Annotated in this window: 19 protein-coding genes; 14 read left to right on the top strand and 5 right to left on the bottom strand. The window is 59.2% G+C overall.

Features of this window, described 5'->3' with window-relative positions; genetic code table 11:
• Positions 1-3: 3 nt before the first annotated feature.
• The 4 genes from purT to ASC85_RS08715 all read right to left on the bottom strand — a co-directional run bounded on the left by purT (position 4) and on the right by ASC85_RS08715 (position 3300).
• On the bottom strand, positions 4-1185 hold the full coding sequence (gene purT / locus ASC85_RS08700) for a formate-dependent phosphoribosylglycinamide formyltransferase (RefSeq protein ID WP_014339994.1): 1182 nt from the start codon (positions 1183-1185) through the stop codon (positions 4-6).
• Between the two features lie 77 nt (positions 1186-1262).
• Positions 1263-1739, bottom strand: coding sequence for a VUT family protein (locus tag ASC85_RS08705; protein ID WP_057449009.1), 477 nt, complete (start codon positions 1737-1739; stop codon positions 1263-1265).
• Between the two features lie 203 nt (positions 1740-1942).
• On the bottom strand, positions 1943-2728 hold the full coding sequence (locus ASC85_RS08710; RefSeq protein WP_057449010.1) for a siderophore-interacting protein: 786 nt from the start codon (positions 2726-2728) through the stop codon (positions 1943-1945).
• Positions 2725-3300, bottom strand: coding sequence for a PadR family transcriptional regulator (locus ASC85_RS08715; RefSeq protein ID WP_057449011.1), 576 nt, complete (start codon positions 3298-3300; stop codon positions 2725-2727). Before ASC85_RS08715 ends, ASC85_RS08710 begins: the two co-directional genes overlap by 4 nt.
• A 433-nt stretch (positions 3301-3733) precedes the next feature.
• Between ASC85_RS08715 and ASC85_RS08720 the strand changes: the two genes are divergently transcribed.
• The 7 genes from ASC85_RS08720 (at position 3734) to ASC85_RS08750 (ending at position 11651) form a co-directional block, all read left to right on the top strand.
• Entirely contained in the window at positions 3734-4219 is a 486-nt protein-coding gene (locus tag ASC85_RS08720; protein ID WP_057449012.1) for a CS1 type fimbrial major subunit, read from the top strand.
• Positions 4220-4345: 126 nt separating this feature from the next.
• Positions 4346-6877: a CS1-pili formation C-terminal domain-containing protein gene (locus ASC85_RS08725; protein WP_057449013.1), complete on the top strand. Its 2532-nt coding sequence runs from the start codon at positions 4346-4348 to the stop codon at positions 6875-6877.
• Between the two features lie 150 nt (positions 6878-7027).
• Positions 7028-8275 carry a hypothetical protein gene (locus ASC85_RS08730; protein WP_057449014.1) on the top strand — a complete coding sequence of 416 codons (1248 nt, stop codon included), beginning with the start codon at positions 7028-7030 and terminating at the stop codon, positions 8273-8275.
• Between the two features lie 47 nt (positions 8276-8322).
• Positions 8323-9567 carry a hypothetical protein gene (locus ASC85_RS08735; protein WP_057449015.1) on the top strand — a complete coding sequence of 415 codons (1245 nt, stop codon included), beginning with the start codon at positions 8323-8325 and terminating at the stop codon, positions 9565-9567.
• Positions 9568-9627: 60 nt separating this feature from the next.
• Positions 9628-10371 (top strand): hypothetical protein, encoded by a 744-nt coding sequence (locus ASC85_RS08740; protein ID WP_057449035.1) that lies wholly within the window; start codon positions 9628-9630, stop codon positions 10369-10371.
• Positions 10372-10415: 44 nt separating this feature from the next.
• Positions 10416-10898: a CS1 type fimbrial major subunit gene (locus tag ASC85_RS08745; protein ID WP_043043016.1), complete on the top strand. Its 483-nt coding sequence runs from the start codon at positions 10416-10418 to the stop codon at positions 10896-10898.
• A 264-nt stretch (positions 10899-11162) separates the two neighbouring features.
• Positions 11163-11651, top strand: coding sequence for a CS1 type fimbrial major subunit (locus ASC85_RS08750; RefSeq protein WP_057449016.1), 489 nt, complete (start codon positions 11163-11165; stop codon positions 11649-11651).
• Here ASC85_RS08750 and ASC85_RS08755 read toward each other — a convergent pair.
• Complete coding sequence (locus ASC85_RS08755; protein WP_057449017.1) at positions 11648-14761, bottom strand: transglycosylase domain-containing protein; 3114 nt, start codon at positions 14759-14761, stop codon at positions 11648-11650. The genes ASC85_RS08750 and ASC85_RS08755 overlap by 4 nt on opposite strands.
• Before the next feature lie 531 nt (positions 14762-15292).
• Between ASC85_RS08755 and ASC85_RS08760 the strand changes: the two genes are divergently transcribed.
• From ASC85_RS08760 to ASC85_RS08790, 7 genes are all read left to right on the top strand, one after another.
• A complete protein-coding gene (locus ASC85_RS08760) occupies positions 15293-16714 on the top strand; it encodes an amino acid permease (RefSeq protein WP_057449018.1) in 1422 nt (473 codons plus the stop codon).
• 176 nt (positions 16715-16890) lie between these two features.
• Complete coding sequence (locus ASC85_RS08765) at positions 16891-17256, top strand: GtrA family protein (protein ID WP_057449019.1); 366 nt, start codon at positions 16891-16893, stop codon at positions 17254-17256.
• Positions 17253-18722, top strand: a complete 1470-nt coding sequence (locus ASC85_RS08770) for a UbiA family prenyltransferase (RefSeq protein WP_057449020.1) — start codon at positions 17253-17255, stop codon at positions 18720-18722. The genes ASC85_RS08765 and ASC85_RS08770 overlap by 4 nt, the downstream gene beginning before the upstream one ends.
• Positions 18723-18777: 55 nt before the next feature.
• Positions 18778-20094, top strand: a complete 1317-nt coding sequence (locus tag ASC85_RS08775) for an FAD-binding oxidoreductase (RefSeq protein ID WP_057449021.1) — start codon at positions 18778-18780, stop codon at positions 20092-20094.
• The gene (locus ASC85_RS08780; RefSeq protein WP_057449022.1) at positions 20091-20831 is read left to right on the top strand and encodes an SDR family oxidoreductase; all 741 of its coding nucleotides are present in this window, start codon (positions 20091-20093) and stop codon (positions 20829-20831) included. The genes ASC85_RS08775 and ASC85_RS08780 overlap by 4 nt, the downstream gene beginning before the upstream one ends.
• A complete protein-coding gene (locus ASC85_RS08785; RefSeq protein ID WP_057449023.1) occupies positions 20828-21793 on the top strand; it encodes a lysylphosphatidylglycerol synthase transmembrane domain-containing protein in 966 nt (321 codons plus the stop codon). The genes ASC85_RS08780 and ASC85_RS08785 overlap by 4 nt, the downstream gene beginning before the upstream one ends.
• The gene (locus ASC85_RS08790; RefSeq protein ID WP_057449024.1) at positions 21783-23222 is read left to right on the top strand and encodes a glycosyltransferase family 39 protein; all 1440 of its coding nucleotides are present in this window, start codon (positions 21783-21785) and stop codon (positions 23220-23222) included. Before ASC85_RS08785 ends, ASC85_RS08790 begins: the two co-directional genes overlap by 11 nt.
• Positions 23223-23305: the final 83 nt, after the last annotated feature.

A 23305-nucleotide genomic window follows, 5' to 3' on the forward strand; every position in this document is an offset into this window, starting at 1 on the left:
GTTTTACAACTCGATCTTGACGGCCTGGGAAGCGCGGGTCGCCTTGGCGCGGGCGGCTTCGATGGATTCGTCGCGGGCCAGGGCCACGCCCAGGCGGCGCTGGCCATTGACTTCCGGTTTGCCGAACAGGCGCAGGGCGGTGTCCGGTTCGCTCAGGGCCGCGCCCAGGTTGGCGAAAGCGGTCTGGGTCGATTGGCCTTCCACCAGGATCACCGCCGAGGCCGAAGGGCCGAACTGACGGATCAGTGGGATCGGCAGGCCGAGAATGGCGCGGGCATGTAGGGCGAACTGCGACAGGTCCTGGGAGATCAGCGTCACCAGGCCGGTGTCGTGTGGGCGCGGCGAGACTTCGCTGAACCACACCTGGTCACCCTTGATGAACAGCTCGACACCAAACAGGCCGCGACCACCCAGGGCCTCGGTCACTGCCTTGGCGACGCGCTCGGATTCGGCCAGGGCCACCGGGCTCATGGCTTGTGGCTGCCAGGATTCCTGATAGTCGCCCTTTTCCTGACGGTGGCCGACCGGTGCGCAGAAGGTGGTGCCGCCGACGTGGCGCACGGTGAGCAAGGTGATTTCGTAGTCGAAATCGATGAACCCTTCGATGATCACCCGGCCCTTGCCGGCACGGCCGCCTTCCTGGGCGTAGTCCCAGGCTTTTTGCACGTCATCGGTACCGCGCAGCAGGCTCTGGCCCTTGCCCGAAGAACTCATCACCGGCTTGACCACGCAGGGGAAACCCAGGGTTTCCACGGCCTTGCGGTAGTCTTCCACGGTGTCGGCGAAAAAGTACGGCGAGGTCGGCAGGCCCAGTTCTTCGGCGGCCAGGCGACGAATGCCTTCACGGTTCATGGTCAACTGCGCGGCACGGGCGGTGGGGATCACGGTGAAGCCTTCGGCTTCCAGTTCCACCAGGGTGGCGGTGGCGATGGCTTCGATTTCCGGCACGATGAAATGCGGCTTCTCGGCCTCGATCACCGCACGCAGGGCAGCACCGTCGAGCATGTTGATCACATGGCTGCGGTGGGCCACTTGCATGGCCGGCGCGTTGGCGTAGCGGTCCACGGCAATCACCTCGACGCCCAGGCGCTGCAGTTCGATTACCACTTCCTTGCCCAGCTCACCGCTGCCACACAACAAAACGCGGGTCGCGGTGGGCGACAATGGGGTTCCGATACGGGTCATCTGAAGGTCCTCAAACAGGAGCGGATCATCGCGGGTTGCGCGCCGGGCGAGCTTCCCATGGGAGAAAGCGCGGCATTTTACATGAACCGCCCGGCGATGGCCTGTTTGCGTGAACGCCAGGCCATGATCAGCCAGACGGCCGTGACCCCGGCGAACTTCGAGAGCAGGGCGGTGATCACCACGGCGGGCGTCAGGGCGTCGATCAGGCCGAAGAAGATGAACGTGTCCAGGGGAATGCTCAGGGCCGAACTGATCCACAACCGGTCATGGAGCGGGCGCTTGGTGATGGTGAACACCAGCCAGTCGATGCACTCGGACACCGCGAACGCCGTGGCACTCGCCAGGGCGATGGTCGGGTCCGAGGTGACATAGGACAACACCAGCGCCACCAGCATCGCCGCGATGGCGCCGTGGCCGAAGCGGGTCTGCACCATGTCCCGCAGGATAAACACCAGGCCGCCCCAGGCCGACCAGATAATGTCCAGGTGCGGTGCGGCGGAAAACGCGAAGTTGATCAGCACGACACTGCTGATGTAGGCGAGCAGGAAAAGCATGGGGCGGGGTACCTAGTGGTGACGGATAAAGTATTAAAGGGCAGCGATAGCCCTGTGGCGAGGGAGCTTGCTCCCGCTGGGCTCTGTAGGAGCTGGCGAAGCCTGCGATCTTTTGATCCTGAGCTTTCGCTTGCGACTCAATTGCCTGGGACAAGATCGCAGCCTCGTTGCACTCGACAGCTCCTACAGCCGCCGTCAGTCCCTCAATCTTCCTCACTGTCATCCAGCTTCCAATACCCCACCGCCTTCACGAAATCCTCATCCAGGCCTTTCTCCTCCAGCAAGACCTTGCGAATCTGCCGCGACACCTTGCTTTCGGTCGCGACCCAGGCGTATAGCTTGCCGCCGGGCATTTCCAGCTGCTGCACGGTTCGCAGCAGGTTGTCCTGGCGGCCTTCGCGCAGCACCCAGATCACCTGCACCTGCGCCGGGCTTTGGAGCACTTGCTGTTCGGCGCCGTTCTCCACTTCCACCACCACCAGGGCACGCCTGTTGGGCTCCAGGCCTTCGAGGCGGCGGGCGATGGCGGGCAGGGCGGTTTCGTCGCCGATCAGCAGGAAGCTGTCGAAGATGTCCGGCACGATCATCGAGCCCCGGGGCCCGGCAATGTTGAGGTATTGCCCTGGCGCCGCCTGGGCCGCCCAGGTAGATGCCGGGCCGTCGCCGTGAAGCACGAAATCGATGTCCAGCTCCAGGGTGTCCAGGTCATAGCGGCGCGGGGTGTAGTCGCGCATCTCGGGCATCGGGCCCTGGGCCTTGCCGGCGCTGGGGTTGAAATTTTCCAGGGCGGCATGCTCCTCGGCGTTCTGCGGGAACAGCAACTTCACGTGATCGTCGGTGCCCAGGCTGACGAACCCGGCCAGTTCCGGCCCGCCGACGGTGATGCGGCGCATGCGTGGGGTCAGGTCCTGCACTCGCAACACCTGCAGGCGACGGCGTTTGATCTCGTGGGTGACGCGGTGAATGGCGTTTGGATCGACTTCAGTCATTGGCTTGACTCCGAGACAGGTGGACGGTCGGGGCCGTCGATGATGGCTTTGGCGGTGTCGTTGAGCAGGTCGCGCACCCGCCGGATTTCTTCCGGGCTCCAGTGGCCAGGGTGCTTTTGCAGCGCATGCCGCAGGTTATACACCGCTTCCTGGATTTCCGGGGGACGATCATGGCCACGCAGCGTGCGCTTGCTGATTTCAATGCGCGTGCGCACCTCATCCAACGCTTGGGCCTGGTCCTCAAGTAATAGACGTCCGGCATCGGTCACGCTGTAGCATTTTTTTCCATCATCGACGCCGCAGGTGACCATTGCGCTCATTTCCAGGAAGGACAGGGTCGGGTAGATCACGCCGGGGCTGGGGCTGTAGGCGCCGTCGAACATGTTTTCGATCCGGCGGATCAGGTCATAACCGTGGCAAGGTTGCTCGGCAATCAGCGCCAGTGACAGCAACTTCAGGTCACCGGCGGCAAAAACCCGTGGGGCGCGACTGTTACGCTCACGGCGCGCCGGGTGTCGTTCGAAATCGTCGTGTTCGTATTCACGTTTGAAATGGGAATAAGGGTCTGTCATATGCGTTCTCCGTTCTGCATAAGATAGGGCTGAGATATAACTTTGCCGTGAGATATATCTTTAAGGCAGGATATAACTAGGAACTAAGATATATCGAGTTTCGTTGCCCGTTACTTCTGATGAAACAAGACTTTACCTGAATACGATATGGCAGAGGGTGATGGGATTTTGCGGCGGTTTTTCTTGACTTTGAAAGGCGCCGCGATGTTGCTGGGCGTGTGGGCTGTTTCTGACATACAAACTTAAATTTTATAAAAAGTCGGGTATTTTTCGCCCATTCGTGTGCCGGATTTACTACACGCCTGTGGGAATCTGCCTGCTTTTTTTTAATTGCAAAGAGCCGATCATGCCCCGGCGTTGGAGGAGCAGATCAAGTTGTTGTTGAACTGCAAATTCAACCTTTCTCTTTATGTCAAGAACAGGTGTTAACAACATGCTCAAACAATTCGTAACCGCTGCTTCCCTGACTGCCGCTGCCTTGGGCGCTTCGCAGGTATTTGCGCTCGATGATGCACGCTCCGCTATCCACATCACCGCGAATATCCCGACCCAGCAGTTCCACGTGCAGCCACGTGACCCGAACTTCGGTAAGGATGAAATCATGAGCTACAACACGGTCAGTGGCACCTTGACTTCGCTGCGCCAGACCTTCGACGTGAAGAACACCGAAGGTTCGGTCCATGCCTACATCGAGGGTGGCCCGGCGGCGCTGTACAACGGCAGTGATTCCATTGCCCTGACCACCAACTTCAATGGCGTCACCCTGACCGCCATCGCCCAGGAAGTGGTGGATGATGCAACGTCCACTCCAGGCACACAGGCTGACATGACCATCGTCGCGGCCACGCCTCTGGCTACCCAGAACGGCCTGTACACCGCCGACATGACCGTGATCTTCGACGCCGTGCCGCGCCCGTGATCCCGCTCGATGCCCGGTGAGTTCCAGCTCATTGCACGGGCATCGCCGCAGGCCGTCCGGCGCTCCCCAGCCGGGCGGCCAGCACCTGAAACGCCTTGATCGCTCGCAGATTATGAGAATCCGTTGATGTTTCCGATGACACCCATCGCGGGTGCGCTCGCGCTATTGTTGTGCGCGAATGCATTGGCCGCGCCGACTGCCCCCGGTACGACACCGAGAAGCCTGTTGTCCCAGGCCAAGGGCCTGCCGGCGGAGTTTGAATCGCACTTCTTCGATGTGCCTCTGGCGGTTCGTATTGAACTCAATCAACAGTACCTCGGCGAAGCCATGGTGGTCTTGTCGCGGGACGATCGTATCACCCTGCTCGAATTCACCGACACGCACGACAGCACGATAAAAGCTGTCGAGCGCGACCAATGGGCGCAGCATCTCAAGCAAGGACAAGTACTGGGCGCCTGTGAAGGCAGCTGTCCGTCAGGGCTGCTGGCCGTGCATTACAGCCTTGAAAATTCATTGGTATCGATCCTGACCCGGGATGTGGAGCGAGGCACCGAAGCCAAGCGCTATTACGATCAACCGGAAGGCGGCAGCCTCGGCCTGATCTTCAACAACCAACTGAATATCAACGGTGGCCAGGAGCAGGACACGGGCGGGCGTTATGGCCTCAACGCCAGTTCCAGCGTGGGCAACTGGAGCCAGTCGCTGGACCTTCAGCTTTCGCGTCTTGGCGGGCCGGACGACAAGCTGTACCACGCTGTCCATGAGCTCTACACCCAACGAGAAATGGAGGGGACTTTTTTCCGCCTGGGCTATTTCACGCCCAGCTCCGATGGCTTGAATCGGCAGATCCGTTCGTTCGGCGCCAACCCGGACACCGCGCTGGGGGTGATGTACGGCAGCTCCGACAGCCTGGCGATCGAAAATCCCAAGCCCAGCGTCTACCCCATTTATGTCACCGCCAGCCGCCAGGCTTCGGTGGAGATTTACCGCAGCGGTCTGCTGATCAACACCCAGGCGGTCGCCGCCGGCTTGCAGAGCCTGGACACCCGGCCCTTGCCCGGCGGCATCTATGAAGTGGAAGTGCGGCTGATCGAGGACGGACAAACCACCGCCACCAGCCAGGAGCTGGTCTACAAACCCAATAACTGGAGCGACGCCGAGGACCGCTGGCGCTACAACCTCTTCGCCGGGCGCGAGACCAGGCTCTGGAGCAACTGGGAAGACCAGCCCTCGGGGTTCACGACAGCGGGTGTCGGCCTCAACTACCTGCTGCATCCGCGGGTGATCCTGGGTGCCTCCACGCGCCAGGTGCAGGACAAGTTGCAAGTGGGCACCTCGGTGGACTGGACGCTGGCAACCAACACCAGCCTGTACGCCAACGTCTATCAGACCCAGCAGTACGGCACCGGCATGGACGTGCAAGGCCTGTACAGCTACGGCCATGGCAGCGTGGTGGCCAGCCACAACCGCAGTTGGCTGGACACCCGCAACACCTATGAAACCCTGGCGGACGGCACCCGCATCCGCCAGCGCAACGTGTTCGTCGGCCATACCAGCAACTCCTCGCTGTCGGTCAATCATCGCTTGAGCAACAAGACCTCCATCAACGGACGGCTGGCCTATAGCGAAGGCAATGTCCAGGGCACCGGCCTGGACCTGGGTTGGAGCCAGCGCGGCAAGTTGCGTGGCAGCGATGCCAACTGGCGGCTGTCGGTGTTCGACCGCCCCGGCACCTCGAGTACCGCCGACCGGCGCAATCGCGGGGTCGACCTGAGCGTCAGCGTCGCCCTGGGCGGGCCGGGCGAGTACTGGTCGGGCAGCATCGGCACCCGTACCTCGCGGGACGGCGATCGCGACCACAATGCCTCGCTGACCTATCGCCGGGACCTGGAAGATCACGTGTTGCAAAGCGTCTCCGCCACGGCGCTGGCCGACACCTATGGCGTGGGCCTGTCCGGCATCGCCAGTTTCATGACCGATTCGCTTTACGGCGACGGTTTCGTCCAGCGCTCGTCCTATAACGACAACCTCACCGGCGGCCTGAACCTGAGTAGCACCGTGGCCGTGGGCGGCCAGAAAGCCGCTTTCACCGGCGTGCCCCAGGGGCGCGGCGCCGGCATGATCGTCGACGTGGAGACCGATCTGGACAATGTCGCCCTGCGCGCTGATGACCTGACCGGTGGCAGCACCGCGTTGCGTCCGGGCCGTAACTTCGTCCCCATCACCGCCTACAAAAACAGCATGGTGACCTTCGACTTCGACGGCGTGCATCCGCCAGCGGCGAGCATCGAACCTTCACGCACCCGTTATCACCTGAACAAGGGTGGGGTGGACTACCGCAAGATCCATGTGATGAAAACCGTGACCGTGCTCGGGCGCTTGCTGGACGGGCAGGGCCAGCCGCTTCGGGGCCACCACGTGATCAACCACGCCAGTCGCGGCATCAGCGAGGTGGACGGGTTCTTCTCCATGGAAATGAATGCCGGCTCGCCCACCCTGGAAGTGCGCTACGGCAATGAGTTGTTCTGCCGGTTCCGCCTCGACCCGGACAACGCCGGCCGCGAAGGCGATGTGCTGATGATCGGTGATTTGCGCTGCACGCCGGACACGCTGGCCGATACGACGCTGGCCGAGGCCGGGACGAAGCAGCGCTCATGAGAACCGTGGGAGCAAAGCTTGCTCGCGATGAACGATAACGCCGTTCACCTGAAGACCCGGGCGCCTGCATCGCGGGCAAGCCTTGCTCCCACAGGTGAGTTGCTCACCACCTATTTGCAATGATTTGTCTTGATGTATGAGGTTGTATAAATGAAACCCTTATCGGTTGCAGTGCGCAGCGTGGTCTCGGTGTTGTTGTTTGCGTGTGTGCCTACGGCCAATGCCTTGACCCAGGACATTAGCGCACTGTTCAGGCCTGACTCATCGAAACCCAACGAAAATACCTTTCTCAATACCACGCCTGTTAGCGGTTACTGCGCACAATATCCGTCGGAATGCAGGGCAACAAAGATGTTCAGCATTCGGTTGCCCTTTATTTTCAGTTCGACCAGTCCTATTCAAGCCAACCATGGGGATGCTCGACAGGGCGCGATGTTTAAACTCCCTACCACTTGGCGCACGACACAGGTGACCCATTCAGCGACGGGTGAAACGGAAGTCGTTGAAGTGCGCTGGTCCGGTATAGGTTCGACATACCGACTCTCTGGTGACGTCATCGACTTGGTAGGTGGCGGCGTGTCGCTCTTGATCGCCCATCAACGGTTATGGAACGGCCTTAGTTGGGTATATGCCCCCACGCCTTGTAGATACAGCGGTATAGGGTGGTATACCAATACCGACTACACCTTCTTCTGGAAAACTCCGGTAGAGGGCGTGTGTGCAAAAGGGGCCAATTATTTGATCCCTGGCTTTTCTTACCGCTATCTGGACTTTGCCTACGAACTGCGCACCCCCAACCCACTGAAAATGTCCTCCGGCCAATACACCGGGTCGCTGACTTATAGCGTCGGGCCCGGGCAGGACATTGACATGGGCGATGTCATGCTCCCCAACGATTCGGCGCTCACGCTCAATTTCAATCTTGAAGTCCAACACACCCTCCAGGTGGAAGTCCCCCCCGGCGGCAACCGCGTGGAACTGGTCCCCCAGGAAGGCTGGCAATCCTGGCTGAACAGCGGCCGCAAACCAACGCGGCTGTTCCGTGACCAGCGCTTCCATATCTCCGCTTCCTCACGTTTCAAGATGGCGCTCGAATGCCAAATCATCAGTGGCAATACCTGCGCGATCTCCGAAGCCGGCACCGGTCATGCCGTGCCGGTGGATGTCAGCGTCAGCCTGCCCGATGGCTTGACCGACGCCGCCGGTCAGCCGGTCAACCGTCGCCGGTTGCTGCGTGACGGCAGCGGCACCGAACTGTTCCAGCCCGGTTTCTATGTCGATCGCCGGCCGGGCACCCTGCACTTTGAAGTGGCCCGCAGCAGCGTCGAGGAGATGCTCGACAGCGGCGCCAAGGCCTATACCGGCAACGTCACAGTGATCTGGGATTCGGAAGTTTAAAAAGGAGTGGCTTGGGCAGTCCGAGCCGATTTGAGGGTGAGGTAGAGATGAAGCAGTTACCAACGGCAGTGCAAGGCTTGGTATCGGTGATGGTGTTGACCTGTGCATCGACGGCCGATGCATTGAACCAGAACATCACCGCATTGTTCAGGCCCGACCCTTCGAAGCCTCAGCAGAATACATTCGTCAACACCACGCCTAGTAGCGGTTATTGCCAAGAGTATCCATCGCAATGTGGGAGTTCGACCTTCAGCATCCGCTTGCCAATCAACTTCAATTCGAACGGTCCCATCCAGGCGAATCATGGGGATCCCCGGCAAGGTGCGATGTTCAATGTGCCCGCCGACTGGCGCATCACGCAAGTGACTCATACCGGTACAGGTGAAACGGCACTCGTTGAAGTGCGTTGGTCCGGTTTGGGGGCACTGCATGAACTCCCGAGCAGTGCGGTCGATCTGGTAGGCGGAGGCGTGAGCGTTTGGAGAGCCCATGAGTTGTTATGGAATGGTCTTGCCTGGGTCTATGCTCCCTCGCCCTGTCGGTACAGCGGCCTTGGTTGGTACACCGAGAGAACCTATAAGTTCTTCTGGAAAACCCCTACAGAGGGGACGTGTGCAAAAAGGGCCAATTATTTGGTTCCTTCCCTGAGATACAACTATCTGGATTTTGCTTACGAACTGCGCACACCCAACCCACTGAGGATGTCGTCCGGCCAATACACAGGGTCGATTACCTACGGTGTCGGGCCGGGTCGAGACGTCGACATGGGCGATGTCATGGTTGCCAGTGATTCGGTGATAACCCTCAACTTCAAACTGGATGTCGAACACACGCTCAAGATCGACGTGCCCCCAGGCGGCAATCGAGTAGAGCTCGTACCCCAGGAAGGCTGGCAATCCTGGTTGAACAGCGGGCGCAAGCCGACCCGCCTGTTTCGTGACCAGCGCTTCCATATTTCTACGTCCTCACGTTTCAAGATGATGCTCGAGTGCCAGCACGTCAGCGGCAATACCTGTGCCGTATCGGAGGCCGGTTCCGGCCATGCCGTGCCAGTAGATATCAGCGTGAGCCTGCCCGACGGTTTGACGGACGCGGCTGATCAGCCTGTCAACCACCGTCGGTTACTGCGTGACGGCAGTGGCACCGAGCTGTTCCAGCCGGGTTTTTACATCGATCGCCGGCCCGGCACCCTGCATTTCGAAGTGGCCCGCACCAGCGTCGAAGCAATGCTCGACAGCGGCGCCAAGGCTTATACCGGCAACGTCACGGTGATCTGGGATTCGGAAGTCTGAGTGCCCTTAGGGCCAGCCATATTCAGTGAATTACGTTTAATGCATGAGGTTGAAAAAGTGATGAAGCATCTATGGGCATGGATTGGTTTTTATATGTTTTGCGGCATGGCCCAGGCCGGGCCGCAGATTGGTGTCGGGGTGGTCTACGACTACCTGGACGGCGACAAAAGCACCTACATGAAACGGGTGTTCAACGGCGGGACGTCCACGGCATTCGTCAAGGTCAACATCCTGGAAATCATCTACAACGAGGACGGCACCTATCAGGAAGTGCCGCTGCAGAACCAGGCCAGTGCCATGGCCAAGGACGGCCTGATGGCCAGCCCGGCGCGGCTGATCGTGCCGGCCAACGGCATGCAGGGCACACGCTTGCTGTTCATGGGCAACCGTGACAAGGAGCGTTACTTCCGGGTGCGTTTCGTGCCGGTGGTGCCGGAAGCGGAGGACGAATTTGCCGTCAGCGCCGAGGAGCGCGAAGAGTACAAGAAAGAGCGCGTGGCGGCGGGGGTCAAGGTCCTGGCGGGCTACGGCACGGTGTTCTTTGTGCGTCCCAAGGACACCCGTTTCGAGACGGTGATCGATGACAGCGCCAGTCGCTACGTGATGCGCAACAACGGCAATAGCGTCCTGGTGCTCGACGAGTTCAAGGACTGTGCCGTGAAGAAAGAAAACGACTGCCGGCCGACCACCAAACACCACGTCATGGCCGGTCGCGCGTTTTCGTTCGACAAGGAGGCGGGGCGTGAATATCGCTTCACGCTGATCGAAGGCGGGCAGAGCAAGACCGTCGAGATCAAGGGTTGACGGTTGCCGTCGCCAAACCGTCGTTGACGCCACAGGTAATCAAAATGTTCAAGACACTGCTAAGTCCCCTCGCATTGACCGCTCTGATGTTGCCCTGGAGTCCGGCCTGGGGCGCGGTCGAACGGGAAACCTTCGAACTCTACGTGACCATCCCGACGCTGGATTTCTATGTGCTGCCCCTCGACCCGCAGTTGGTCCAGCGTGAACAACGCTTGCCCTTCAGCACCATCACCAACGAGCTCAGCCCGTTGCGGGCGACCTACGAGGTGAAGAACAGCAACGGTGCTATCGGCGCGCGTCTGGCCGAAGAGGCGTACCTGTCCAACGGCCGTGAGCGCATCGACCTGCGGGTACGGTTCAACAACGTCGAGTTGACCCTGGATTCGAATCACGTGGTGTCAGCCATCGAGGCCCGGCCCGGCCGCCAGGTGCCGCTGGAAATCGCCGCCATCAAACCCGCCGACGACTACAAGCCCGGCGATTACTACGGCACGGTACACATGGTGTTCGATGCCATTGCGCCGTGAGGAACAAAGGTGTGGGTTGGAATACGGGCTACGGGCGTCTCGGTTCTGTAGGAGCTGGCGAAGCCTGCGATCTTTTGATCTCGATCGTTCCCACGCTCCTGCGTGGGAATGTCGCCAGGGACGCTCCGCGTTCCGGTTCTGGAAGGTGACGCAGAGCGTCACGGGATGCATTCCCACGCAGCTGCAGGTGCAACCGGCGGGAGCAAGCGCCCTCGCCACAAGGCGGTCTCCACTTCGTTTCATTACTCTGGAAAGGTATCAAGCATGTTTAGAAAAGTGATGTTCATGACGACCCTTGCAACCCTGAGTCCTTCACTGGTGCTGGCGGCTGATGATGCACGCACCGCCATCCATATCACCGCGAACATTCCCAACAAGCAGTTCCATGTGCAGCCGCGCAATCCGGACTTCGGCAAGGATGAGGTCATGCACTTCGACCCGGTGAACAGCCAACTGAGCCCGCTGCGCCAGACCTTCGATGTGAAGCACACCGATGGCTCGGTCCATGCCTATCTCGAGGGCGGCCGGGCGTGGTTGACCAACGGCAGCGACGCCATTCCCCTGCTTGTCAGGTTCAACAGTATCCGCCTGACCGGTGTGTCCCAGGAAGTGGTGGATGACGCAACGTCCACGCCTGGCACCCAGGCGGACATGCACATCATGGCCTCGGACAAGGTCTATGACGGTCAGCACGGCCTGTACACCGCCGACTTGACCGTGATCTTTGACGCGGTGCCTCGCGTAACCCCTTAGTTCTGTCGCAGCGCCACCAGTGGTTTGCATTGGGTGTGACTGCCCGGCTGCAAGTAGGGCGAGAGGAACGGCGCCATGCCTTTGAGCACCTGCACCGGCAACGCCGAGGTGAACTTGAAGTTTTGCGCCGACGCACCGGGCACGAAGGCGGTCAGTGTGCCGAAATGGCTGTCGCCTATGTAGAACACGAAAGTGGCGGTGCGGTTGATCGATTTGGAGCTGATCACCCGTCCACCGGAACCGACGGCTTCGATGCGGTTGTCACCGGTACCGGTCTTGCCGCCCATGGCCAACGGTGTGCCATCGGCGAGTTTGAAACTGCCGGCCACGCGTTTGGCGGTGCCGGCATCCACCACTTGTGACAACGCACCGCGCAAGGCCCGGGCTACTTCTACGGGCATTACGCGCTTGCCGTTATCCGGGTCGCTCACCAGGCGTGTTTCGTAGGGCGTATTGACGGCAAAGTCCAGGCTGTCGACACGCAGTGCCGGCTGCCGGATGCCATCGTTGAGGATAGTGCCCACCAGTTCTGCCAGCGCGGCGGGGCGGTCACCGGAGCTGCCGATGGCGGTGGCCAGCGACGGCACCAGGTGGTCGAAGGGGTAGCCGACTTGTTGCCAGCGCTGATGGATATCCAGGAAGGCTTCGATCTCCAGCATGGTGCGGATGCGACTGTCGCGGGCACTCTTGTGCCGGCTCTTGAACAGCCAGCTGTAGACTTCCTGGCGCTCGAACTCACTGGCCTTGACGATCTGGCTGAACTTGGCGTCGGGGTTGTTCAGCAGGTAACCCATCAACCACAGGTCCAGCGGGTGGACCTTGGCGATGAAGCCTTGGTCCGGCAGGTCATAGGCGCCGGGGCCGTAGCTCTGGTAGAGCCGTTCCAGGCGTTCGTCGGTGAGTTTTTCGGCGCTCTTGGCCGACTTCAAGTGCGCGCGCACGAAGCGGTTGAAGCTCTCCTGGCTGTCGTTGGGAAAGAAATAACGGTGCACGGCGGCCAGACGGATCGCCGTGGGGCGCATGCCGTCGAGGAAGGTTTCCAGGCGTTGGCCGGTGTCCTTTTTCTGATACTTTTTCCAGAACCTGAGCAGGAACGCGGTGCCTTCGCGGTCCGCGAACTGGGCCAGGTATTCCTGGCGGCGCGGGTCCTTGTCGTCCTTGAGCAACTCGGAACTGTTATTGGGGCCAGCATAAGTGGCGTAGCGCACCAGGTCGCGCATCAGGCGGATGAACGGCAGGTTGATCGATTCCCGCAGGGAGTCGCGCAGCGTGGGGATGCGGCCGTTGTCTTCTTTACGGAAGTTGTTGAAGGTATGCAGCCCGCCGCCCGTGAAGAACGCCTCGCCGGGACTGGCTGAATAGGTGCGGTCCAGCGCGGCCTCGAGCATTTTCGGCAGGCTGCGGTCGGTGTCCTGGATCAGGTAGTCGACCGCCCAGCGGGAGAGGCGGTCCTGTTCGGCGATATCGACTTTCTTCAACGCCGCCGGGGTTTGCTGGGCATAGCGCTCGTGCAGCTCGGCGATGATCTGCAGATACGTGGTGAGCACCCGCAACTTGGCAGTGGAGCCCAGTTCCAGCTTGCTGCCTTCGTTGATGTCGAAGGGCTGGTCGGTGCTGTCGGTCTGCACTCGCACGCGCGAGCCGTCGGGGGTCAGTTCCAGCAGGGTGAAGCTGTAGCGCACCTGGGTGGTGCTGGTGGGGGTCAGCAGGCGTTCGCCCATCAGGCCGATCTCGGTCGCGAAGGCCGGGTCGGCCAGGCGCTTGAGGTATTCGGTGGCCTGGGCCTGCAAGTCGCTTTGCAAGGTGCTGGTGGCGGACAGGTCAAGGCGATCGAGGTCGTACAGCGGACGATTGAGCAGGGCGGCGAGGCGACTGCGGGCGGCGCTGATGCCTTTGTTGGTTTCGTTGGGCTGGACGGTCGGGTCCTGGACCCAGTCGCGATAACTGACCTGGCTCGCCAGGGCCGCCCCCGACAGTGCCGCATCGATCACGCCGTTCTGCGCCAACAGCCGGATGTGGCTGTCGGTCAGGCGCGCCAGTTCATCGTGGCCCTTGGACAGGTAATGAGAGGGGCGGCGCTGGGCGATCATCAACGACAGCATTTCCCGCAGGGCCAAGCCTTTTTCCGCCAGGCTCTTGGGGTCGTTGGCGGTACTGAACAGACGTTCATTGGCGCGCTTGAAATCGGCGCCGTACCAGACCCGCAAGCCTTCAGCCATGCCATGGACTTCCCCATGCCCGGGCACGGCGGAGAGCGGTACGCTGTTGAGGTAGTCGCGAATGATTCGCTGCCGCGCCTCAAGGGTTTGCGGGCCGGCCTGATAAGCCCGCACGCTGGCGGAAATCATCTGGCGGATTTTCTCCGCGCCGGACACGGTCAGGCCCTCAGGCGAGTGACGGTACTTCTCCAGTTGTGTCGCCAGCGTGCTGCCCCCAGCGGACTGCCCGGGCAGGCTCAACAGCTTGGCGACCTGCGACCAGGCCGCCATGCCGAAGCGTGGCCAGTCCACCGCCGGGTTGGCCAAAGGTTGCTTGGGGTCGAGCAGGAAGCGGTTCTCGATAAACAACAGGCTCTGCACCACCACGGGCGGGATCGCTTCGAAGTTCGCATACAGTTGCTGCGGGTACTTGAACTGATAGACCGGTGCGGCGCGGCAGTCGGTGATGGTCAGGCCGGCCTGGATCTTTTCCGCATAGGGTACGAACAGGCCTTTTTCGACGTAGCCCATCAAGGCCGGCGAGAACCGCGCCTGGGCCTGGATCACGTAGTCGCGCTTGAGCAGGCGCGGCAGGAATTCCCCCAGCGCGCTGTAGCCCAGGCGCCGGTCGAACGGGCCCGCGCCCGGGTAGACGATGGCATCGCTGGGCCCCGGCTGCACCGCATAGCTCAGGGACGCAGCGTATTTGCTGATCTCCCGGGCCTGAAACCGCGACGTGCGCATTTCCTTGGCCACCGCCAGGCCGACCACCACCACGATAATCAGCAGCAACAACCAGAATGCCCGCCAGCCATGCCGTGGGCGGCGTTTTTTTTGAGGTAAAGGCGCTTCTTCCATACGTTCAGTCGGGACCACAGGTTCATTCGAATCGGTTTGCCACAAAGCGCCCATAGTCGACTGATCCATTCACGCAGATTGATCGGACTTGCTTGAAGCTTAGACGGTGGTTGGCGTGGGGGGAGGGGAAATTGTCGGCAAGCCCATACGCGAGCACTTGTGTGATCGTTCCCACGCTCTGCGTGGGAATGCATCCCGTGACGCTCTGCGTCACCTTCCAGAACCGGAACGCGGAGCGTCCCTGGCGACATTCCCACGCACTAGAGCCATCGGTCTGCGCCCAGACATGACGCTGCACCATTGCTGTGCAATACTCGGCGCCGTTTCCTTATGACCTGTAATCCCAGACAACGCCTCTCCAAAAGCCACTTGTGGCGCAGGCTTATCCCTGAATTTCCCAGGTTTTACAGTGAAACTCTCTATCCCTGGCTTTTTATACTGCATGGCCCGCTGATCCTGAGGTTGTCGTTCCACAGGACGGTCTGCCCACAAGACAGACCCGGTTTCGGCAAGGCGGCAGGCTCACCGGCCTGTGGCTTTGGACACTCGGTGGCTAATCCAATAACAAGACGAGGTTGTATCCCTATGCCTGTAGGCAATCATCTGCCCCATGGCGAGACCACCCAGGGTGGTCCGCTCAAACGTGAACTCGGTGAGCGGCATATCCGCCTGATGGCGCTCGGCGCCTGCATCGGTGTCGGGCTGTTCCTCGGTTCGGCCAAGGCCATTGAAATGGCCGGTCCGACGATCATGCTGTCCTACATCCTTGGCGGCCTGGCGATCCTGGTGATCATGCGCGCCCTTGGCGAAATGGCCGTGCATAACCCGGTGGCCGGTTCGTTCAGCCGCTATGCCCAGGACTACCTCGGCCCGCTGGCAGGCTTCCTGACCGGTTGGAACTACTGGTTCCTGTGGCTGGTGACCTGCGTGGCGGAAATCACCGCGGTGGCGGTGTACATGGGCATCTGGTTCCCTGATGTGCCCCGCTGGATCTGGGCCCTGGCGGCGCTGATCAGCATGGGCTCGATCAACCTGATCGCGGTCAAGGCCTTCGGTGAGTTCGAATTCTGGTTCGCCCTGATCAAGATCGTCACCATCATCGCCATGGTCATCGGTGGTGTCGGCATCATTGCCTTCGGCTTCGGTAATGACGGCGTGGCCCTGGGCATTTCCAACCTCTGGACCCACGGCGGCTTCATGCCCAACGGCGTGTCCGGCGTGTTGATGTCCCTGCAAATGGTGATGTTCGCCTATCTGGGCGTGGAGATGATCGGCCTGACCGCCGGTGAGGCGAAGAACCCGCAGAAAACCATCCCCAACGCCATCGGCTCGGTGTTCTGGCGAATCCTGCTGTTCTACGTTGGCGCGCTGTTCGTGATCCTGTCGATCTACCCGTGGAACGAGATCGGCACCCAGGGCAGCCCGTTCGTGATGACCTTCGAGCGCCTGGGCATCAAGACCGCCGCCGGCATCATCAATTTCGTGGTGATCACCGCCGCACTGTCGTCCTGCAACGGCGGGATCTTCAGCACCGGGCGGATGCTCTACAGCCTGGCGCAAAATGGCCAGGCCCCGGCCGGTTTCGCCAAGACTTCCAGCAACGGCGTACCACGTCGCGCATTGCTGCTGTCCATCGCCGCCTTGCTGCTGGGCGTGCTGCTCAATTACCTGGTGCCGGAGAAAGTCTTCGTCTGGGTGACGTCGATTGCCACGTTCGGCGCGATCTGGACCTGGGTGATGATCCTGCTGGCCCAGCTCAAGTTCCGCAAAGGCTTGAGTGCTTCCGAGCGTGCGGCCCTGAAATACCGCATGTGGCTGTACCCGGTCAGCTCGTACCTGGCGCTGGCCTTCCTGGTGCTGGTGGTGGGCCTGATGGCGTACTTCCCGGATACCCGCGTGGCCTTGTATGTGGGCCCGGCGTTCCTGGTGCTGCTGACGGGGCTGTTTTATACCTTCAAGTTGCAGCCGACGGGTGATGTGCAGGGTTCGGTGCGTTCAGCTTCGTAGATTAACCGCGATGTAAACAGAGCCCCGGTCGGATGATCGGGGCTTTTTTTTTATGGGCGCTGTAACTAACCATCCGTCGGAATCAGCGCCTGACCTGTAAGGTCTGACAGTAGATGGGCCCGGCACCGTGGCATAGCTTTAAAGGCCCGTCAGTTGGGAAATGGCAAGGCACCACAATGAAGGACTTTTCTGCATTGACGGTCATCGCCCTGGCCAATGGATTGATTCATTGGCAGGTCTTTTTTGTGCTCTACGGCACCACTGGGCTTGCCCAGGGGACCAGTAACCTTGCCGCGTTTTGTGTGGCGGGGGCGTTTTCGTTTTATGTGAATTCGCTTTATATCTTCGAGCCCGGGGAGTCACGACGCGGTTATCTGTTGCTCAATGGCGCGATGGGTGCCTTGAGCTATGGAATCGGCTCGATCAGCGATGCCCGGCATTTACCTGGATGGATGACTCTGGTCTCGTATTCATTGCTGAGTCTGTTGATGGGGTACGGTTTTTTCCGGTTTAAATGGCTTCGTGGTCATCATCGGGTATGAGCGCCTCCCAGCAAGCCTTGCCGTCAACCGTTAAAGGCCCTGAGTCTTCGATTCCCTTCGTCGTTGATCTGGACGGAACGCTCCTAAAGTCAGATGTTCTTTTTGAATGCGCAATGGCTTTCGTTCGCAGCCAACCATGGAGATGCTTCAGCCTTTTGGGCTGGCTCGTTCACGGCAAGGCCTACCTGAAGAAACAGTTGGCTCAATCAACTTATATCGATGTCAGCCTGCTGCCTTACGACCTCGACGTGTTGGCCATGATCGAGGAGCAGCGCCGCCTGGGGCGCAAGATCGTGCTGGCCACCGCCAGCTATCACTCATTGGCGCGGCGGATCGGCGAGCATCTGCAAGTGTTCGACGACATATTCGCGACCCGATTGGAATGCAATCTGTCGGGTCATCACAAACGTGATTTATTGATCGAATCGTTCGGTGAACGGGGGTTCGATTACGTCGGCAACTCCCTGGATGATCTGCAGATATGGCGCTCTGCCAGACATGCCTATGTGGTCAATGCCTCAGCGTTTGTCTCACTCGGGATCAAAGGCCTGGACAACGTGGTGCAACCGATCCGTTCTGGCTCGACAGGGTTCGGTGTTTGGCGCAAGGCGTTGCGCATTCATCAATGGGTTAAAAATGCGCTGATTTTCGTACCTTTGCTGGCGGCGCACCAGATCGCCAATCCGCTGTTGTTCTGGCATGGCCTACTGGCATTTCTGTTTTTCGGGTTATGTGCCTCCGGCGTCTATGTCCTGAATGACTTGCTGGATCTGGAAGACGATCGCAGGCATCCGACCAAACGCGCTAGACCTTTTGCCAGCGGACACCTTTCGATCAAGTCCGGCCTGATGATCTGTCCTTTGCTGTTGGTTGCATCGTTGGGAGGCGCCTGGTTGTGGCTTCCCTCGCAATTCGTTCTGGTGCTGGCGTTCTACTACGTTTTGACCTTGGCCTATTCGCTTAAGTTAAAGCGGGTCATGACATTGGATGTGATTACGTTGGCGCTGCTCTACACGTTGCGAATCATCGCGGGGGGCGCGGCATTCAATCTGGAACTGACGGCATGGATGCTCGCGTTTTCCATGTTTATTTTCCTGAGCCTTGCGCTGGTCAAACGTTACACGGAACTGCTTGTGGTATCGCGCAGCGGGGGGGCTGATAAAGCCAGCGGCCGTGATTATTACCCCGCCGACATGGCCATGCTGTCATCGCTAGGCGCGGCCTCAGGCTATCTCGCTGTAATGGTGTTGGCGCTGTACATCCGCGACAGCGCGACTGTCGTTCTGTACGACCATCCTCAAATCATCTGGCTTGCTTGCCCCTTGTTGCTGTTCTGGGTCACCCGGATCTGGATTCTTACCCACCGCGGATTGATGAAAGACGATCCGGTGGTGTTCGCCCTCAAGGATCCCTTGAGCCTGATTGTCGGTGGGCTGTTTTTCTTGGTTTTCTGGAGCGCTGCATGAGTAACTGCAGTGACCTCGAAGCCTCTTTCATCACAACTTCGGCGCAATCTCAGTGATGAGCATCCCATTGACGTCGTGGGGGCAATATCCCGCTGAGCCGCAAGCGGCTCACCCTTGTGCCTGGCGAAATGATCTCGACGACCAATTGCTGCGAGTGACCGATGAGCATGGCTCGACGTTACCGTTCGGCAATGGCCGCAGTTACGGTGACAGTTGCCTGGCCGAAAGTGCTCACGTATTGCACCTGCGTCCCTTGAACCATTTCATCGAGGCCGATTGGCAAACGGGAGAAGTCTGTGCCGAGGCTGGCGTTACCCTGGGCGAGATGCTTGAACTGGCGGTTCCTCGCGGGTGGTTCCTACAAGTTACCCCGGGAACCCGCCATGTGACGCTGGGCGGGGCGGTGGCGAACGATGTCCATGGCAAGAATCACCACCGCCGCGGGACGTTTGCCCACTCGGTTCTGTGCTTTGGCCTACACCGGTCCGGGCAATCTCCAATGGTGTGTTCGCCGACGGAAAATCCCCAGTGGTTTGCCGCCACCCTCGGCGGTTTGGGCCTGACGGGTGTTATCAGTTGGGTGAACATTCGCCTGCGCAAGATCCGATCCAGCAGGATCGATACGACTCGGGCGCGATTTGGTCGATTGAGCGAGTTCTTTGCCTTGTCGACAGAACTCGATGCTTCTCATGAATACAGCGTGGCCTGGATCGATTGCCTGGCTAAGGGGGCTGCCTTGGGGCGAGGGGTCATTACCGTTGGCGATCACAGCGAGCACGGGCCGCTCGAAGCCCCGGCCACCCGCACCATGAACATCCCTGTCCGGCCCCCGGTGTCCTTGGTCAACCCATTCATGGTGGGCATGTTCAACCGCTGCTATTGGCATCTGCAACCGGCGAGTCGTAAAGCCCGGACCATTGCCTACAGTCCGTTCTTTTATCCGCTGGACGGCATCGAGCACTGGAATCGAATCTACGGGCGCAAGGGGTTCCAACAGTTTCAGTGCGTAATACCGCAATCGGTAGCCGAGGACGCACTGGCCCAGTTGCTAAGAGTCATTTCCCGCTGCGGCGGGGGTTCATTTCTTGCGGTACTCAAGCGTTGTGGCGATGTTGCTTCTCCGGGACTGTTGTCCTTTCCCATGCCCGGAGTGTCGCTGGCCTTGGATTTCCCTCAGAACCGCGTCCTGAGCAATGCTTTGCTGCCGCGTCTGGATGCCATTGTTCATGAGGCCGGTGGCCGGTTGTATCCGGCCAAGGATGCGCACATGAGCGCCCGCGATTTTCAGCGCGCCTACCCCGCCTGGGAGCAATTGGAAGCCATGCGTGACCCGGCGCTGATGTCCCGTTTCTGGCAGCGAGTCACCCGATGAAAAAAATACTGATCGTGGGCGCTACCTCAGCCATCGCCAACGCTTGCGCTCGGCTTTGGGCAAATGACGGGTGCGAGTTTTTCCTTGTGGCCAGGGACGCGCAAAAACTGCAGCAAACTTGCGCAGACTTGCTTGCTCGTGGCGCAAGGGCGGCGGTGCCGTATGTCATGGATGCCAACGACACCACCCTGCACCGCGACATGCTGCAGCGCTGCTTGGGAGCGTTGCAAACCGTGGACATTTGCCTGATCGCCTACGGCACGCTGCCCAATCAATCCGCATGTGAGCGAAACGTCGAGCTGGCGATGGCTGAGTTCGCCAATAATGCCAGCACCGTAATTGCCTTGATGACGCTGTTGGCAAATCTACTGGCGGCCCAGCGCAGCGGCACACTGGCTGTTATCTCTTCCGTTGCGGGGGATCGGGGGCGTCCCTCCAATTATCTGTATGGCTCGGCCAAGGCAGCCGTCTCCACTTTTTGCGAAGGCTTGCGGGCACGGCTGTTCAAGTCGGGTGTGCATGTCATCACCATCAAGCCCGGTTTTGTCGATACACCGATGACCCAAGGGTTGTCGCTGCCGGCATTTCTGGTGGCGCAACCGGAGGCCGTTGCCCGGCGAATTGTTGCGGGTATCGAGCGCAAGGTGGCGGTGCTTTATGTGCCCAGGTTCTGGTCCTGGGTCATGTTCCTCATCCGTGCGCTTCCTCGACCGTTGTTCAAGAGATTGAACCTGTGAGCCAGGCCCTGCTGTTATCGGGCTGGCGCTATCGGCTGCTGATCGGTTCGGTGGTCTGTTCGACCTTGGCCTATCTTGGCGTCTCCCTGTGGAGCGGCTGGTCGGCGGTGGGCGATGCGATCAGCCGGGTGGGATGGTTCGGTGCGATGCAGGTTTTGGGCTTGGTCCTGCTCGGTTACGGCCTGCGTTTCTTGCGTTGGCAGGTGTATCTACAGGCGTTGCAGCATCGGCTGCCCTGGTGGTCAAGCCTGAAAATCTATCTGGCGGGCTTCGCCCTGACCACCACGCCCGGCAAGGCAGGCGAAGCGTTGCGCGGTGTTTTGCTTAGGCGTTGGGGTGTGCCTTACGCCGATAGTTTCGCCGCTTTATTCAGCGAGCGGCTGTCGGATCTGTTCGCCATGGTGGTGCTGGCCTTGCTTGGATTGAGTGGGCATCGCGAGTGGCTGTTGCCGATCCTCGTTTGCCTGGTGCTGCTGATATGCAGTGTGGTGTTTATCGCTCATGAGCCATTCGTGGCCGCTATCACGCAGCGCATCGACGCCCGGCAAGGGTGGTTTTTCCGAATGTTGCGCAGTGTTGTCGATGTGCTGCGCCAAGTTCGTCGCTGCCATACGCCGTACCGTTTGTTCGGTACGTCGGCCTTGGGGATCGCCGCGTGGAGCCTTGAAGCGTTGGCGTTTTATTGGATCTTGCAGGACATCGGGCTTGGGGTTGCGCTGGGGTTCGCGGCGTTTATCTACGCCATTTCAATGTTGGCCGGTGCTGTGAGTTTTATGCCGGGCGGATTGGGTGGTGCGGAAGTGGTGATGGTGGGGTTGTTGGTGTCCGGTGGCGCGGGGCTGGGTGATGCAGTGGCGGCGACGGTTTTGCTGAGGTTGGTGACGTTGTGGTTTGCGGTGGGGTTGGGCGGTGTGGTGCTCATCAATGCAGGGCAAAGGGAGAAGCAGCTCGATGAAAATTGAACTGCACAGGGAGCGTATTACGATTTTTGTATCGTTGATAGCCGCGACGCTATTCGGCGCTTACCTGCGATTGCGAAATATAACCGAGGACTCTTTGTGGCTCGATGAGCTGTTCAGTGTGGCGGTCAGTCAGCCGGACAACAGTTTTTCTTACGTGTTTCAGAGAACATTGAACGATGTGCATCCGCCATTTTTTCAAATAGTGTTATGGGGATTTTATAAGGTTTTCGGCTTTGGTGAGATGGCCGGGAGATATCTTTCCGCTGCGTTCGGGATTATGTTGATTCCTGCGATGTTTATACTGGGACGGCAAACGTTTGACGTGCGAGTTGGTTTGTATGCTGCGTGGCTTGCAGCGATTAATTTTTATTTGATTGTCTATTCTCAAGAGATACGTTCTTATGAATTATTGGTGTTGTTGACGACAGTGTCATTCGTGGCGTTTGTCAGAGTGATGCGAACGCTGCACGGGGTTGATATGTTCGTCTATTCAGTCGTGGCTGCAATGCTCGTCAGCACACATTATTTTGGTTTTCTGGTCGTTCTCGCTCAGGCACTTTTGGTATTGATCGGTGTGTTTGAGTTGCCCTGGGATAGGAGGCGATTATATCGCTTCGGACTCGCGGGTCTTTTTATACTGCTTTGCCTATCACCACAACTGTCCTATGTGATTTCTAATTTGCATCGTAAGGATTTTTGGGTTCCAGCACCCAGTGATAGTTTTTTTGTGGATCTCTTTGTTTTGTATTTTGGTAATCAGTCTTTGGCTGTTCTGGCGGCAGCTCTGTTGATTGTCGTGGTTACTAAAGGCTTGAGGGGTAATGGGGCGGCTGTGGGTCTCAATGTACTAGGCGTGTGGGTTGTGGTATGTATCGCAGTTCCTTACTTGCGTTCTATTTACGTCCAGCCCGTATTGACGATGCGTAATTTGATTATATTGCTTCCGGCTGTACTGGTGTTGATGGGGTTTGGGGTCAGTCTTTTCAAAGGCCGATGGGCTCGAATAGGTGTGGGGTTGTTGATTGTGAGTTTTTCGATGACTCCGTTATTTACCCAGTTCAAGCCCGTGCCCACCGAGGCGAATCAGTTGAAGCCAATTAGTCAGATACGTGATGTGCTCGAAGAATTGATAAAAAAACCTGAGCCATGGCCGGTGTATTCTTCGCAGTTTTTGGAGTTCGGAGTTTATTTGAAATTGTTGGGCTCTTCATCAATTGTCAAATCGCATGATCAATTAGTGTGCGATCTGGTGTCGGATGAGCGGCCAGCAAAATTTTACTACCTCTTTCGCAATGGCGCTATTCCACCGAATGAGGACTTCATGACGAAATATGGTGTCAGGCTACTTGAGGAAAAAAGAATAGGGGACTCGGCCATATTAAAATTTCAATCGCTTGCCCTACCTATCGATCCTCCTCCTCACTCGTAGATGAAACGTTAACCCACGCCAGCTGCTTTGTAACTGCTATGCAGCCCAGCGGGAGCAGGCTCCCTCGCCACAAGAGCCTGCGG

The organism is Pseudomonas sp. Root401, from assembly GCF_001425105.1.
Classification (GTDB): domain Bacteria; phylum Pseudomonadota; class Gammaproteobacteria; order Pseudomonadales; family Pseudomonadaceae; genus Aquipseudomonas; species Aquipseudomonas brassicacearum.